This window comes from Sphingobium indicum B90A, assembly GCF_000264945.2.
Lineage (GTDB): Bacteria > Pseudomonadota > Alphaproteobacteria > Sphingomonadales > Sphingomonadaceae > Sphingobium > Sphingobium indicum.
This window is the reverse complement of the sequence record NZ_CP013070.1, coordinates 3541807-3556681: the sequence shown is the minus strand read 5'-3', so window position 1 is coordinate 3556681 and position 14875 is coordinate 3541807. Positions and strand designations below refer to the sequence as shown.

The window sequence follows — 14875 nt, the reverse complement described above, 5'->3', positions numbered from 1 at the left end:
TCACAGGACAGAAGAGATTTCTGGGCGAAAGACAAAATGGCCCTAATCAGAGGGAGAGAGATGATGACAAGGTTCAAGATTGGCCGAGTAGCGCTCCTTTCGGGATGCGCGTTTGCCGGGATCATCGTGCCGGCCCATGCGCAAACGGCGGCGACGGCAACGGCCGAAGCGCAGTCGGCGGAGGATGCCGGCGCGCCTTCCGCGCAAGACATCATCGTCACCGGAACGCGCGTCGTGCGCGACGGCTATAACCAGCCGACGCCCGTCACCGTCGCGCCCACCACGGAGCTGGAGAAGGCGACCCCCACCAACCTTGCCGACGCGATCAACAAGCTGCCGCAATTCGCCAACTCCGTCAGCCCGCAATCCAACAGCCAGTTGCAGGGCAATAGCGGCGAGCATGGCAATCTGCTCAACCTGCGCGGCGTCGGCCCGACGCGGGCGCTGATCCTGCTCGACGGCATCCGCGTGCCGCCCACGACATTCCGCGGCGCGGTGGACGTCAACACGATCCCGCAACTTCTGATCCAGCGGGTCGACGTCGTGACCGGCGGCGCATCCGCCGTCTACGGCTCCGACGCCGTCAGCGGCGCGGTGAACTTCGTCCTCGACAAGAAGTTCACCGGGGTGAAGGGCGTCGCGCAGCGCGGCGTGTCCACCCGCGGCGACCTTGGCAACTACCGCATCGGCATTGCGGGGGGCATGAGCTTTGCAGGCGATCGCGGTCATGTCCTCGCCTCGGTCGAGCGCTTTCACAGCGATGGCATCAAGCGCAGCGCGCGCATCTACGGTGACGACGCCTATGCGGCCGTGGGTTCGGTCCCCGGATCGACCGCCGCTCCGGGCCGCGAGGCAAATCCGTTCATCTTCCTGCCGAACCTGCGCTTCACGACGAACGACTATAATAACGGCATCATCACCGCGAGCACGGTGCCCGCGCTCGTCAACACTATCTTCCTGCCCGGCGGCGCGGTGCGTCCGATACAGCGCGGCACGCCGACCGGCACGCCGGGCACCAATGTGGGCGGCGACGGCCTCTACATTCCCGGCTTCAACCAGTTGATCGCGCCGCTGACGACGACCCAGGGCTTTGGCCGGCTGGCCTACGACCTGACCGATGGGCTGACGGCGCATGTCCAGGGCAGCTACTCGCGCAGCGTCACCAGCTATGACACGCAGGCCCAGTCCGTGCTCGGCTTCCGCTTCTTCAGCGGCAACGCCTTCCTGGACCCGGCGGTCCAGGCGCAAATGGGGCCGAATGACAACTTCACCGTCTTCCGCTTCATCGCCGAGCAGGGACCGATCCCGACGCGGGAGGCGACCAACGCCTATCTCATCAACGGCGGCCTTGAATGGAACCTGGGCGGATGGAACATCACTGCCGACTATACCCATGGCAAGTCCGTCACCAAATTCGCCCAGACGCAGGTCGAGATTCCGAAGCTGGCAGCGGCGCTGGACGCGGTTCGCGGACCTAACGGTTCGATCGTCTGCCGCGTCACGCTGACCAACCCCGGCCTCTATCCGGGGTGCACGCCGCTCAATGTCTTCGGCGCGGGAACGCCCTCCGCCGCCGATCTGCAAACCGTGCTCGGCGTATCCCGCTACCGCGCCATGAACTCGACCGACGACTTCGTCCTGTCGGCGCGCGGGGACGTTTTCGAGCTTCCGGCAGGCCCGGTCACGGTCGCCATCGGCGGGCAATATCGCAAGCAGAAGCTGGACCTGACGTCCAATTCCGATCCCGCCGTGCCCATCGACTTCACCGGGCTGCGGGGCATTCCGGCCAACCGCATGACCCGCTTCAACAACACCAATGTCGGCTCGGCCTTCGGCAAGCTGAATGTGAAGGAGGTGTTTGCAGAAGCGCAGGTTCCGATATTCAAGGGCCAGCCCCTTGCCGAGGAACTGAGCCTCAACGGCGCTTTCCGCCTCACCGACTACAGCACCAGCGGAAGCGTCAAGACCTGGAAGGTCGGCGCGGTCTACAAGCCGATTGAGGACGTGATGTTCCGCGTCACGCGCTCGCGCGATATTCGCGCGCCCTCGCTGTTCGAACTGTTCGCGGGCGTTCAGACCGCGCCGGTGAACTTCAACGACCCTCACACGGGCCAGCCGGGTTCGATCCGTCAATTCAGCGGCGGCAATCCCAACCTCGATCCCGAAACCGGCGACACGTTCGCCGCGGGCGTGGTCCTCAGCCCCAGTTTCCTGCCCGGCTTCGACGTTTCGGTCGATTATTACGACCTCAAGATAAAGGGCGCCATCGCCACGCAGGGGCTGAACGATGTCGTCAACGAGTGCGAAACGTCGAACGGCACGTCGCCGACATGCGCTCTTATCGAAAGGCCGCTGCCGTTCAGCGATCGCTCACCCGCCAACTATCCGATTTCGGTGAGCCTCATCACGCAGAACATCAGCTTCCTGCGCACCAGCGGCCTCGACATCACCATGTCGTACCGAACCAAGCTGGGCGATGGCGAACTCGCGCTGCGCGCTTTCGCCAACTATCTCGACCGCTACAAGTCTCAGACCAATTCCATCGCGCCGGTGATCGATTATGCCGGCCATGGCGTCAACAGCCAGACGGGCTATGCCTATCCCAAGTTCAGGGGCACGCTCAGCGCCAATTACACCAATGGCGGCCTGACGCTGTTCGTGCAGGAATCGATGATCGGCAAGGTGACCATCGGCAACCTCAAGAACGATCCGACGTCCTTTTATGCTGTCCCGGCGATCAAGCCGGTCTTCTATACCGACGCCACGGCATCCTATAAGTTCGACGTCCGCGGAGAACCGGAGCTGTTCGTGACAGCCACCAACCTGTTCGACCGCAAGCCGCCGCTGGTGGCCGCGGCCGCCGCGCCGGGCCTTCTCTATCCGACGCTGTTCACGCTCTACAACGTCGCCGGGCGCACGCTCACGGCGGGGGTTCGTTTCAAATTCTGAGGGATTGCCAAGCGGACCACCGGCGAGGGAAGTTCGATAATTCGGGGAGGCCCGCCCAAGCGGGCCTCCCTTCAATCAAAGAGCCTTTAAAGAGGTAGTCGCATGAACAGCCCTCCCATCGGACTCACCGCCCCGCCGACGACCTCCGCCGCCGGGTTGCGCCGGACGATGCTGGTCATGCTGGGGCTGGTGTCGATGTTCAACTATATCGATCGCACGGTCCTGTCGGTGCTTCAGGAACCGATCAAGCGCGAGCTGGGGCTGAGCGACGGTCAGCTCGGACTGCTCACCGGCCTTGCCTTCGCGCTGTTCTACGCGACGCTGTCCGTTCCCATCGCGCGGCTGGCGGACCGCTTCAATCGCCGCAACATCATCGCCGCCTCGCTCGCCACCTGGAGCGGCATGACCGCGCTTTCGGGCCTGGCGACCGGCTTCGGCTCGCTGGTCGCGTTCCGCATCGGCGTCGCGCTGGGGGAAGCCGGTTCCGTGCCCGCTTCCCATTCCATCATCGCCGATTACTACCCGCCCGAAAAGCGGGTCACGGCGCTTGCCCTGTGGGGACTGGCGCTCCCGGCCGGGATCATGCTCGGCTATGCATCGGGCGGCTGGATCGCCGCCGCGCTGGGGTGGCGTCTCGCCTTCGGGGTGATCGGCGTCGCGGGGCTGGCCCTGGCGCCGCTCGTCCTGCTGCTCGTGCGGGAACCTGCGCGGACGGGGTCGGGCCTTTCCGCGAGAACGGAAAAAGCGCCGCCCCTCGGCGAAGCCATGCGCTTCCTGTGGCGGCTGCGGACCTATCGCTACATGCTGATCGGCACGACCCTTCATGCCTTCGCCCAATATGCGATGATGAGCTGGTCCGCGCCCTTCTACATGCGCGTCCACCAGATGCCGCTTGCCGACGTCGCCTCCTGGCTGGCGCTGATGAACGGGCTGGGCGGCGGCATCGGCATCTATCTGGGTGGCCGCCTGTCGGACGCGGCGGGATCGCGCAATCCGGCGGGCCGCGTCTGGGTGAGCGCCGCCGCGATGCTCCTGATGGTCCCCGCCGCGCTGGTCCAGTTCCTGATCCCTTCGCTGACGGCGTCGCTGGCGTTCGGCTTCCTGGCGACCATGCTGATGTTCTTCTATTACGGCCCGATCATAGGCGTCCCGCAGTCTGTCGTCCCGCCGCGCATCCGGGCATTGACCTCGGCCGTGACCCTGCTGGTCTTCAACCTGTTCGGGCTGGGCCTGGGGCCGGCGGTGACGGGGTTCCTCAGCGATCATCTGGCGGCGGCGGAAGGGATGCAGGACACATCGCTGCGTTACGCGCTGTCGGCCGTGGTGCTGTTCTCGCTCGCGGGCGCCGGCAGCATCGCCTGGGCATCCCGCTTCTACGCGGGAGATCTCAAGGAGCATTGAACCTTCCATGCCGCCAGTCCGTTCTCTCATGCTGTTGTTCGCCTTTCTGCTGAGCGTCGTTGCCCAGCCGCTCCAGGCAGGGCCGCTCCCAAACGCGACGAACACGCGGCAGATATTTGCCGGCGCAAGCACCGACTCTTACACGCTGGCCGTCCGCGCCACTGTCTGGGGCTACCCCCTGGTTCGGGCGGCGCAGTTGCGGCAGAAGGCAACCCAGCCGGAGCATCCTTTCGCACCTCGCCCGACGACGCTCGCCACCGCGCCGATCAACCGGATCGGGCAGGCGCGCGACCTTGCCGGACCCGACACGCGGATCGGCGTCGCGCCGAACAACGACACGCTCTACAGCCTCGCCTTCCTGGACATGCAGGCAGGGCCGTTTCAGCTCGACACGCCGGACTTCGGGACACGCTACTATGTCTTTCAGTTCGGCGACGCCGACAGCGAGACGCGGCAATCCTATGGTCAGAGCAGCCATGGCGGGCGGCTTCCGCCGATCTTCATCGTCGGGCCGGACTATCGCGGAGAAATCCCGAAGGGCGTAAAAGTCGTCCGCAGCGCGCAGCGCTACCTCATGGTGGCGGGACGCATCCTCGTCGACGGATCGCAGGACCTACCGAACGTACATCGCCTTCAGGATGCGATAAGGCTGCACCAATGGTCTGAGAGGGGACGCCTGACCGAAGCGCCGATAACATCGCAGCGCGCCCTGGCGGGCGACAGGAAGGACGTGCCCGATGGCCTGAAGCTCCTGGCCAGCCTGGGCACGGTGCTTGAAGACTGGCGCGTATCGAAAGAGGATGCCGGCCTGGTCGCATCCCTGCGCCGGATCGGCCTCACCGTCGAAAACGGCTTCCGCTACGCGCATCTGCCGCCGGACGAGCGTGCAGCCATCGAGCGTGGCGTCGCCGATGGCCTTGCCATCATTCGGGAGAAGACGCGTCATCTCGGCACGCTTTCGGGCGGCTGGTCGACCAGCTACGCCGGCTCCCGCTTCGGCCGGGACTTCCTGTTGCGCGCAGCCGTGGCGATGGACCAGATCTATGTGCTGGACAAGGGCGAAGCGCTTTATCCGGTCGCCCATCTCGATGCGCAGGGGCGACAGCTCGACGGTCGGAACAACTACGCCCTGTGCTTTCGCAAGCAGGATCTGCCGCCGGTGGACGGCTTCTGGTCCATCACGCTCTATTATGAGAAAGGTTTTCTGGCCGCCAATCCGATCGATCGCTACTCGATCGGCGACCGGACGCCGGGCCTTGCCTATGGGCCGGACGGATCGCTTCGCCTTCTCATCCAGAATGACGATCCCGGCGCGGACAAGCGGGCGAACTGGCTGCCCGCTCCGCGCGAACCATTCATGCTGATGATGCGCCTTTACCGGCCCAAGGCAAAGGCGGCGGAGGGGGGATGGCATCCGCCAGCCATCCAGCCGATTGCCATAAACGTCCCGCCTGCCTCAGGAGGCTGTGGGGCGCCCTAGGCTGTATCGACATTCAGAAGATGGCGAGCCGAAAATGGTGATTTTCCGTGACCCGGCGCGCAGCCTACTCAAAGTAGGTGAGCACCGGAAGCACGGAGATTGAAGCGAGGCACGTGACTCGCTTCAACCATTTGCAGGCCGTCAGGGCTGAATGTCGATACAGCCTAGCATCAGGCCACGGTCCGGCCATTGTCGATGACGATCTCCGCGCCGTTCAACCGGGCCGACTCATCCGACACCAGGAACAGGACCAGGTCGGCGACATGCTCCGGCTGTCCTTCGTGCTTGCGGGCGGCTTCGCGCAATTCGGGCGCGGCGAAGCGATAGGCTTCGCGCACCATCTGCGTATCGTGCGATCCGGGGAGAACCACATTGGCGCGAACGGGATAGCCCTGCTGCTGGCAATGCACGATCAGGCTGCGCGTCATGGAGAGCACGGCGCCCTTCGCCGCGCTATAGGCGAACACGGCCGGATTGCCCCGGATCGCGGCCACGGACGCGATGTTGACGATCGATCCCGCGCCGCTGGCCGCCAGCGCCGGCAGGCAGGTCTTGCATCCCAGGAACGTTCCTTCCGCCGAAACGGCCATCACGCGGCGGAATGCCTCCAGCGACGACTGCTCGACCGTTTCGAAGGCAGCAATGCCCGCATTGTTGACCAGCGCATCGAGCCGGCCATAGGCGTGCATGATTTTCGTCAACGCGGCCTGCCATTGCGCTTCGCAGGTCACGTCCAGGCGAAGCGCCATCGCTGCCGGAAGCATGTCGGCGACCCGCTGCGCTTCCTCCTCGTCGACGTCGGCGACGATCACCCGCGCGCCCTCGCGCGCCAGCGCCTCGGCATCGGCCTTGCCCAGCCCGTGCGCCGCGCCGGTGATGAGAACGACCTTCCCTTCAACCCTGCCTTTTGTCGCCATCGTTGATCCCTTAGGCTGCCAGGGCGGCACGGGCGGCGATTCCACCGCCATGGAGGCGCGACAGCAGCAGCACGCGGCGCAGCCCTCGCCCGATCGCAAGTTCATCGGTCACGCCCATGCCGCCATGCAACTGCACTGCCTCCTCAGCGAGTTTCAAGGCAGCGTCGCCAATATAGGCCCTCGCCGCCGTCACGGCCCGGACCCGCGCTTCCTCCTCGGCCAGGGCCGCCTTCAAAAGCAAGGATCGGGACTGCTCCAACCAAGTGTACATCCGGGCGCAGCGATGCTGGACGACCTGAAAGCTCGCGATCGGCTTGCCGAACTGGTGGCGCTGCCTGACATAATCGACGGTCAGGTCGAGCAAGCTCGCCATCGCGCCCACTAACTCGGCGACGATCGACAGGCCGGCCAGGGCTTGGGCCTCCGCCCACATGCCCGCCGGAACGGTGAGCGGCTGGGCCTGCACCGCATCGAATCGCACATGGGCCGCCATGCTGCCGTCGACCAGGCGAACCGGCGTCCTGCGGACTCCGCTGTCCTGCCCGTCGACCAGCATAAGCGCGCCTGCCTCGGTCTCCACGACAAAGGCGGCGGCATCCATGCCATCCCGGACAATGGCCGCCGATCCGCGGAGCCTTCCGTCCACAAGCGCGCCACCCGGCGCGAATGCGAGCAGGGCGTCCCCCTGCATCAGCCTGTCGCCCCATTCTTCGGCGGCGGCACTGCCAGCGATGGCCCGGCCGCACAGCAGGATGGCCTCGGCCAGCGGGGTGATCGCAAGGGCGCGCCCCATCTCTTCGGAGACGATCATCACCTCCGCCGCGCCGCCGCCCAGGCCGCCTGCCTGCTCCGGCGTCAGCAGGGCGAAAAGGCCGAGTTCCCCCAATGCGCGCCAGTCGTCGGGAGACATCGGCCCTTTCGCCATGGTCGTCGCGTCATATCGGTCCGCCAGGAAGCGGCGGACCATGTCGCGGACCATCGCCTGCTCATCGCTGAGCGCGAGGTTCATGGCTCAGAGCACCTCGATGATCGAGGCGTTGGCGATGCCGCCGCCTTCGCACATGGTCTGGAGACCGTAGCGCTGGCCCCGCGCCTTGAGCGCATGGATCAGCGTCGCCATCAGCTTCGTGCCGGTCGCGCCGAGCGGATGACCGAGCGCGATGGCGCCTCCGTTGACGTTCAGCCTCTCCGGGTCGGCATCAAGCGCCTTCATCCATGCCAGGGGGATCGAGGCGAAGGCCTCGTTCACTTCGAACAGATCGATGTCCTTCATCGTCATGCCGGCGCGGTCGAGAACCCGCCGCGTCGCCGGGATCGGCTCTTCCAGCATGATGACCGGGTCGCCCGCCGTCACCGCCAGGTTGACGATGCGGGCGATGGGCTTCAGGCCATGCGCCCTGACGGCGGCTTCGGACGCGACGAGCACGCCGCTCGCGCCGTCGCAGATCTGGCTCGCGGTCGCCGCGGACAGCGTGCCGCCCTCGCTCAGCAACTTGACCGAACCGATCGACTCCATCGACGCATCGGCGCGGACGCCTTCGTCGCGGTCGTGGATCGCCTGCTCCCCTTCCGCCGTGACGACGGGCACCGGAACGATCTCGGCGTCGAACGCGCCTGCATTCATGGCCGCCGCCGCTTTCCGGTGGCTGGCGAGCGCGAACCTGTCATGGTCGTCGCGGGTGAAGCCATATTTGTCGGCGATCATCTGCGCGCCGTGGAACTGGCTGAACATCTCCACGCCATAGCGCTTCTGGATCGCCTCCGAGAAGGGGTTGGCGCCGATGCCGCCCGCCTTGGCCAGCGTGATGGGCGAGCCCATCGGCACGCGCGTCATGCTTTCGACGCCCCCTGCGATCACGATGTCCTGAAGGCCCGACATGACCGCCTGCGCCGCGAAATGCACGGCCTGCTGGGACGAGCCGCACTGCCTGTCGATCGTCACCGCCGGCACGCTGTCGGGCAGGCTGGAGGCGAGCACGATGTTGCGGCCGAAGGCGAAGGTCTGCTCGCCCACCTGGCTGACGCAACCGATGATCACATCGTCGATCGCGGCCGGATCGACGCCCGCGTCGGCGACCAGCGCGTCCAGCACGAGGGCGCCAAGATCGGCGGGGTGCCAGCCGGCAAGGCGGCCGTTGCGGCGGCCGCCAGCGGTGCGGCGGGCGGAAACGATATAGGCTTCAGGCATGGTGCATCCTTCTTGTGTCTAAAGGCCGAGCGCGGCCTTCGCGATGAGTGTGAGCTGGATTTCGCTGGTGCCGCCGAAGATCGACCAGGCGCGGGCGTTGAGGTAGCGGGCGGCCGCGACCTGCGCCTCAGGCGAACCGATGGGTGTGGGCATAGCGTCGCCGTAAAAGGGACGCTCGACCGGCAGTTGAAGACCGGCGAGGCCGAAGGCGTCAACCGCCAGCGCCTCCACGCCCTGCCGGATCTCGGACGCCAGCAGCTTGGTGGTCAGGCTGCGCGGGTCGGGCGCGGCGCCATGCTCGATCTCGATCAGCGTCCGCAGTTCGGTCATCTCCAGCGCTTCCGCCTCCAGTTGAAGCCGGACGGCGCGATCCGCCAGTTCGCCGGTCAGCGGCCCCATCGATGTGCGCAACCGGGCAAGATCGGCCAGGATCGCCGGGGCGAAGCTGGACCCGCCCCGCTCATTCTCCAGCAGGAACTTGGCGATAGACCAGCCTTGCCCCTCTTCGCCGACACGGTCCGAGACCGGCACCCGCACCTCGTCGAGGAAGACCTCGTTCAACTCGTGATCGCCCGACGCGCTGAGGATCGGCTTCACCGTCACGCCGGGCAGCGCCATGTCGATCAGCAGGAAACTGATGCCCTGTTGCGGCTTCACATGCGGATCGGTGCGGACCAAAGCGAACAGCCGGTTCGCATGGTGCGCCTGCGTGGTCCAGATCTTGTGGCCCGACACGACATAATGGTCGCCGTCGCGCACGGCGCGGGTCCGCAGGCTGGCGAGGTCGGAGCCGGAGCCGGGTTCCGAAAAACCCTGCGCCCAAACATGCTCGGCCGTGCGCAGGCGCGGGAGATAATGGTCCTTCTGCGCCTGGGTGCCATAGGTGTAGAGCACCGGCCCCACCAGCTTCAGGCCCATGCCGGGCAGGATCGGAGCGCCCGCCTCCGCGCATTCCTTCTCGAAGATCCAGCGCTGGACCGGCGTCCATCCCGGCCCGCCTGCATGGTCCGGCCAGTGATAGACCAGCCATCCCTTCGCTTCCAATATCGCCTGCCATTCGCGTGCGATATCGGGTTCGGCGAAGACGCCGGACGTCAGTGCGGCCCCGCGCCGAAGCTTGGGCGAGAGCGATGCGGCGAGGAAAGCGCGCACCTCCTCGCGGAAGGCGCGCTGCTCTGGTGTAAGCGCCAGGTCCATGGCCTCAGCGCTCCACGATGGCGACGGCGGACACGCCCGGCGCGCCATAGACATGGCTGTAGCCCAGGCGCAGCTTGCCCGGAGCCTGCCGCGCACCCGCCTGCCCGATCAATTGCACATAATTTTCATACACCTGGCGAAGCCCCGATGCGCCGATCGGCTCCCCGCAGGCGAGGCACCCGCCATCGGTGTTGACCGGCAGGCTGCCGTCGATCCGCGTGCGGCCCTCGGCGATCCATGCGGCCTGCTCGCCATCGGCGCAGAACCCGTTTTCGGCCATGTGCATGATCTCGGCCCCCGCCTCCGTGTCCTGAAGTTGCGCGATGTCGATGTCCTCGGGGCCGACGCCCGCCATGTCATAGGCTGCCTGAGACGCGACGCTGGTGGGCGAGCCGCCGCGCTCCAGATCAAGCGCTGGCGAAAAGACCTCGAACGATCCGGGGGGCCGGGTGCGAACCGCGGCCGCACGCAACCGCACCGCGGGCAGGCCGAGTTCGCGGGCTTTCCTGCCGCTCGCCAGCAACAGCGCCACCGCGCCCTCCCCCGGCGAGCAGAACATGAATTTGGTGAGCGGGTCGCTGACCATCTGCGAATGGAGGATGGTGTCGATGTCCACCGCTTCGCGCCGCCAGGCATGATCGGCGAGGACGCCGTTGGCGAACGCCTTTTCGGCGACCGCGCCCAGCATGCGCGGGGTGATGCCATGGAGGCTCATATAACGCTGGATCTTCATGGCGAAGAACTGGGTGGTCAGCATCAGCCCCGTCTCGCCATACCAGTCCGGCAACCCCCAGTCCGCCGGCAGGGGCGAGAAGGAGCCTCGCGGGTGCTTGTCGAAACCTACAGCGAGGCCAAGATCGAACTCGCCGGACTTGATCGTGCTGTAGGCGCCGAACATCGCCGAACCGCCAGTCGCGCACCCGTTGGCGACGTTGATGAAGGGGATGCCGGTCAGCCCCAGTTCCGACACCATCGTGTCCGCATTCCCGGCGGCGTCCGATCCGCCGAACGCGAACTGGATATCGCGCCATGCCAGCCCCGCGCGTTCGAGCGCCTGGCGGACGGCGAAGACGCCCTGCTGCAGGCCCGAAAGGCCGGGCGTGCGGCCGAAGGGATGGATTCCCGCGCCGACGATGAAGACGTCCTCGCTCATATCCCGGCGCTCCCGTCCGGTGCGAAGCCGAAGCTGGTGCGCACTGTGCCGTCCGCCAGCGGGAAGGGCAGCGGCACGACGCGCATCGCCATGCCGATTGCCAGATCATCGAACGCCACGTCGACCAGGCGACCCTCGACGATCAGCGCCCCATCCAGTTCGACATAGCCCACGGCGTAAGGCTCGAACGCTTCCGGGCCGGCATAGGGCGGCGACTTGGGGCGGAAACGCTGGACAGTCCACGACCAGAGCCGGCCCGTGCGCGGCAGCAGGACGCGGTCGTAGCGCGTGTCGTCTTCCGGCCGTGCCGGAAAGCACAGGCGATGGGTTGCCCGCTCTCTGGAGGCAAGCAGCGCAATGCCGTCTGCATCGGGGCAGATGAGGCCGTCGGCTATCGGAATGGGCAGGGTGTCGGGCATCGCTTATCTCCTTCCGAAGACATAGCGCCCGACCGTTCGGTCGGCTTCTGACCAATGCGACAGGGGCTAGTTTATCATGCCCAGGAAGCCGAGCTGCGCCGCCTTGAACATCGTCTGGTCGCGGTTCACGGCATCCAGCTTCACCGACGCCGATCGGATATGGAATCGCACCGTGGTGCGTTGCAGGCCCAGGATGATGCCGATTTCCTCGTTCGTCTTCCCGGCGGCCGCCCAGCGCAGGCATTCCACCTCGCGCTTGCTCAGGGATATGCTCCCCAGACCGGGGCGCGCCCGCGCCGTCACCTTGACATAGCTTTGCACGAAGGCCCGCGCCAGCACGGCCAGAGCGTCCGCGGCGCAGGCATAGGCATCCGACAGGTCATTGGCCTCCGGCTCGGGCGAGAGGAAGCTCGCCGCGCCGATCTGCCCGAAGGGCAGGTGGATCGGAACCACGATCGCCGCCGCCGTCATGGCCCGGATGCGGAAATCGTGCAGGTCGATCACGTCGAGCAGCGGGTTGGGCAGACGGGTGAAAAAGCCATGCGCGTTGCACCAGAAGGGTTCGGCCTCCACCCGGCAGGCGTGAACGATGGGCGAGGAAAGGGCAAGCTGAGGCACCTCCCACCAGCGCGGTTCCTCGCCGCGAAAACCGAATATCTCGCTGGCGAGCACAGCGCCGTTTCCGTCGCGCATCGGTTCGCGGGAGGCCACATTATGCGTGACCGCCGTGCGAAGCCCGCAAAGGTCCATCACCGCATCGCGCAGCCGCTCCGCCGCTGGCCCTATGCCCCCCGGTTCCGAAAAGCGGACCGCGTCGATCAGGACGGCGGACGGCATCGTGCAGGAGCGGCCGGCAGCGGACATGGTCAGCGGTCCTTCAGGCTCAGCCCCTCGAAAAAGGGCTTGCAGATCGCGTCGGCGACGTCCTCCGGCGATCTGCGCTTGGCCAGGGGAGGATACCATTTATAGGCCCAGTTGCACATGCCGAGGAAGCCCAAGGTGGTGAGCCCCGGGTCGCACGGGCGGAAATGACCGTTCGCGATCCCCTGCTCGATGATGCCGCGCACCCGCTGCAGATAGGCGTTGCGCTGCGCCCGGATATGGTCGCGCATCTTGCCTTCCAGATCCTCATAATGGTCCATGAACGCCCGGACATAACCCGGATGCTCCGCGATCTGCCGCAGGATGTCGATGCATGCCGCGCGCAGGCGGCCCAGCGGATCGTCCGATCCTCCTTCCTCGTCGAGTCCGGCCAGCAGCGCGCTCATATGCGCGTCGTGCATCGCGAAGAGGATGGCGTTCTTGCTGGGGAAATAATGGTAGAGCGTCGGCTTGCCGAGGCCCACCTCATCCGCCAGCATCTGCATCGACGCCTTGTGATACCCCACCCGGTCGAACAGCGTTGCGCAATGCCTCAATATCTCGTTGCGCTTCTCGTCATGCGCTTCGGTCGTCTGCCGTTTCTTTGCTGCTTCTCGCGCCATTGCCGGCTCTGTTCCCTGTTCTGCGTTCCTACCTCTCACAAAGGTAAGTCGACCGTCTGGTCGGTTCCTCCTAGGGATAGGGCTGGATGACGAGAATGCAAGCGCGAGGGAGCGGACAATGCAAGTTGAGGGCAAGACAGCGCTGGTCACGGGGGCGAGTTCGGGTTTGGGCCGGCATTTCGCTCGCCTGCTGGCGCGGGAAGGGGCGACGGTCGTGGCGGCGGCGCGCCGAGTCGGCGCGCTTTCGGCGCTCTCCGATGAGATCGGGCGGGAGGGCGGCACATGCATTCCCGTCGCCATGGATGTGACCGACCCGGACGCGGTGGCGGCAGCCTTCCGGCAAATCGAGAGCGACCTTGCGGCGCCTCTCTCGATCCTCGTCAACAATGCAGGCGTAGCCCACACGCGCGCGGCGCTCGATCTCAGCGCGTCCGAGTGGTCGCAGGTGCTCCAGCCCAATCTGACCGGCGCCTTCCTCGTGGCCCAGCAGGCGGCGTGCATGATGCGGGGCGAAGGCGGGACGATCGTGAACGTCGCCTCGATCCTGGGGGAACGCGTGTCCAAGGGGTTGGCCGCCTATGCCGCCAGCAAGGCCGGCCTCATCCAGTTGACGAAGGCGCTCGCGCTGGAATGGGCGGCGTTCGACATAAGGGTCAACGCGCTCGCGCCCGGCTATATCGAGACGGACCTGAACCGCGACTTCTTCGCGTCCGACGCAGGTCAGCGGCTCATTTCGCGCATACCGCAGAAGCGACTCGGCCAGATGCAGGATCTGGACGGGCCGCTCCTGCTGCTATGTTCCGATCAGTCGCGCTACATGACGGGCGCGGTCATCGCGGTGGATGGCGGGCACCTCGTCAGCGGTCTTTGAGGGCGGACGGCCCTCACGCATCCATCGCGGTCGCGCCGATGACCCAGGCGGACAGGCCGGCGGTCGGCACGGCGCAGATCACCGCTTCGGCCACCGCTTCCTCGCTGGCGCCGGCGGCGCGCGCGCCCTTCATATGGACGGACGCCCATGAACTATAGTCGGCCACGAGGACGGTGACGAGCAGCAGTTCCGCATAGACAGGCCCCAGCGCCGTCCCCGACAAAGTCCCCTCGCGCATGAGATAATAGGCGTCGGCGCCCAGAGGCTTGACCTCGAACAGCTTGCCCAGCGAAGGGGGCATGGCGCCGAAATATTGAAGGAAATTGGCCTGCGCCGCGCCATCTTCCACGATCATGTCGTCGTCGGGCCAGTCGGGATCGGTGGCTTCGGGGTAGATCTCCCGGAAAAGATCATGGAAGCGCAGCGACGCCCCCTCGCCGCGCACGCTCGCGAGGATTGCGATCGCCGCTCCGGCCTCCGCCTCGGTGAGACCGGCCGCCCGCGCTTCTGCCAGTTCCCGCGTTGCGAGTTCCCGATAGCCCTTCATCGTGGCGGCGCAGGCGACGAACAATCGCTTCACTCTGGCAGGAAGGGCGCCGTCGGTATCGATGATCGCGCGCCAGCGGCGAAATCCCGCGACGGTCTTCGGGGCGTCGCGGCGCAAGCGGCCAAGACTGGCGAGCGGGGGCAGAAGATCAGTCATCGTCTCTCCGTTAGTGCACGGACCGTCCGGTCGGTTGAACATGGCTATGCCGCTTCGAGATCGCGGTCAACTGCCGATAAGGAGTTGACGTCCGACCGGACGGTCGATTACAT

The 14875-nt window shown here is 66.2% G+C and carries 13 protein-coding genes; 4 read left to right on the top strand and 9 right to left on the bottom strand.

What is annotated here, in order from left to right; genetic code table 11:
• The first annotated feature begins 60 nt into the window (after positions 1 to 60).
• From SIDU_RS17225 to SIDU_RS17215, 3 genes are all read left to right on the top strand, one after another.
• Complete coding sequence (locus tag SIDU_RS17225; protein WP_007682883.1) at positions 61 to 2949, top strand: TonB-dependent receptor domain-containing protein; 2889 nt, start codon at positions 61 to 63, stop codon at positions 2947 to 2949.
• 102 nt (positions 2950 to 3051) lie between these two features.
• Positions 3052 to 4350 (top strand): spinster family MFS transporter, encoded by a 1299-nt coding sequence (locus SIDU_RS17220; RefSeq protein ID WP_007682884.1) that lies wholly within the window; start codon positions 3052 to 3054, stop codon positions 4348 to 4350.
• 7 nt (positions 4351 to 4357) lie between these two features.
• A complete protein-coding gene (locus SIDU_RS17215; RefSeq protein ID WP_007682885.1) occupies positions 4358 to 5830 on the top strand; it encodes a DUF1254 domain-containing protein in 1473 nt (490 codons plus the stop codon).
• Between the two features lie 170 nt (positions 5831 to 6000).
• Here SIDU_RS17215 and SIDU_RS17210 read toward each other — a convergent pair whose 3' ends face one another.
• From SIDU_RS17210 to SIDU_RS17175, 8 genes are all read right to left on the bottom strand, one after another.
• Entirely contained in the window at positions 6001 to 6747 is a 747-nt protein-coding gene (locus tag SIDU_RS17210; protein ID WP_007682886.1) for an SDR family oxidoreductase, read from the bottom strand.
• Positions 6748 to 6757: 10 nt separating this feature from the next.
• Positions 6758 to 7756, bottom strand: coding sequence for an acyl-CoA dehydrogenase family protein (locus SIDU_RS17205; protein WP_007682887.1), 999 nt, complete (start codon positions 7754 to 7756; stop codon positions 6758 to 6760).
• 3 nt (positions 7757 to 7759) lie between these two features.
• Positions 7760 to 8935, bottom strand: a complete 1176-nt coding sequence (locus tag SIDU_RS17200; protein ID WP_007682888.1) for an acetyl-CoA C-acetyltransferase — start codon at positions 8933 to 8935, stop codon at positions 7760 to 7762.
• Positions 8936 to 8953: 18 nt separating this feature from the next.
• Positions 8954 to 10132 carry an acyl-CoA dehydrogenase family protein gene (locus SIDU_RS17195; protein WP_007682889.1) on the bottom strand — a complete coding sequence of 393 codons (1179 nt, stop codon included), beginning with the start codon at positions 10130 to 10132 and terminating at the stop codon, positions 8954 to 8956.
• A 4-nt stretch (positions 10133 to 10136) separates the two neighbouring features.
• Positions 10137 to 11285: a thiolase family protein gene (locus tag SIDU_RS17190; RefSeq protein WP_007682890.1), complete on the bottom strand. Its 1149-nt coding sequence runs from the start codon at positions 11283 to 11285 to the stop codon at positions 10137 to 10139.
• Positions 11282 to 11704 (bottom strand): Zn-ribbon domain-containing OB-fold protein, encoded by a 423-nt coding sequence (locus SIDU_RS17185; protein ID WP_007682892.1) that lies wholly within the window; start codon positions 11702 to 11704, stop codon positions 11282 to 11284. The genes SIDU_RS17190 and SIDU_RS17185 overlap by 4 nt, the downstream gene beginning before the upstream one ends.
• 66 nt (positions 11705 to 11770) lie before the next feature.
• Positions 11771 to 12568: a helix-turn-helix transcriptional regulator gene (locus SIDU_RS17180; protein ID WP_007682894.1), complete on the bottom strand. Its 798-nt coding sequence runs from the start codon at positions 12566 to 12568 to the stop codon at positions 11771 to 11773.
• A gap of 2 nt (positions 12569 to 12570) precedes the next feature.
• Positions 12571 to 13188, bottom strand: a complete 618-nt coding sequence (locus SIDU_RS17175) for a TetR/AcrR family transcriptional regulator (protein WP_007682896.1) — start codon at positions 13186 to 13188, stop codon at positions 12571 to 12573.
• A gap of 118 nt (positions 13189 to 13306) precedes the next feature.
• On the opposite strand from SIDU_RS17175, the gene SIDU_RS17170 reads away from it, so the two are divergent.
• The gene (locus SIDU_RS17170; RefSeq protein WP_007682897.1) at positions 13307 to 14059 is read left to right on the top strand and encodes an SDR family NAD(P)-dependent oxidoreductase; all 753 of its coding nucleotides are present in this window, start codon (positions 13307 to 13309) and stop codon (positions 14057 to 14059) included.
• Positions 14060 to 14072: 13 nt separating this feature from the next.
• Here SIDU_RS17170 and SIDU_RS17165 read toward each other — a convergent pair whose 3' ends face one another.
• The gene (locus SIDU_RS17165) at positions 14073 to 14762 is read right to left on the bottom strand and encodes a carboxymuconolactone decarboxylase family protein (protein ID WP_007682900.1); all 690 of its coding nucleotides are present in this window, start codon (positions 14760 to 14762) and stop codon (positions 14073 to 14075) included.
• Positions 14763 to 14875: the final 113 nt, after the last annotated feature.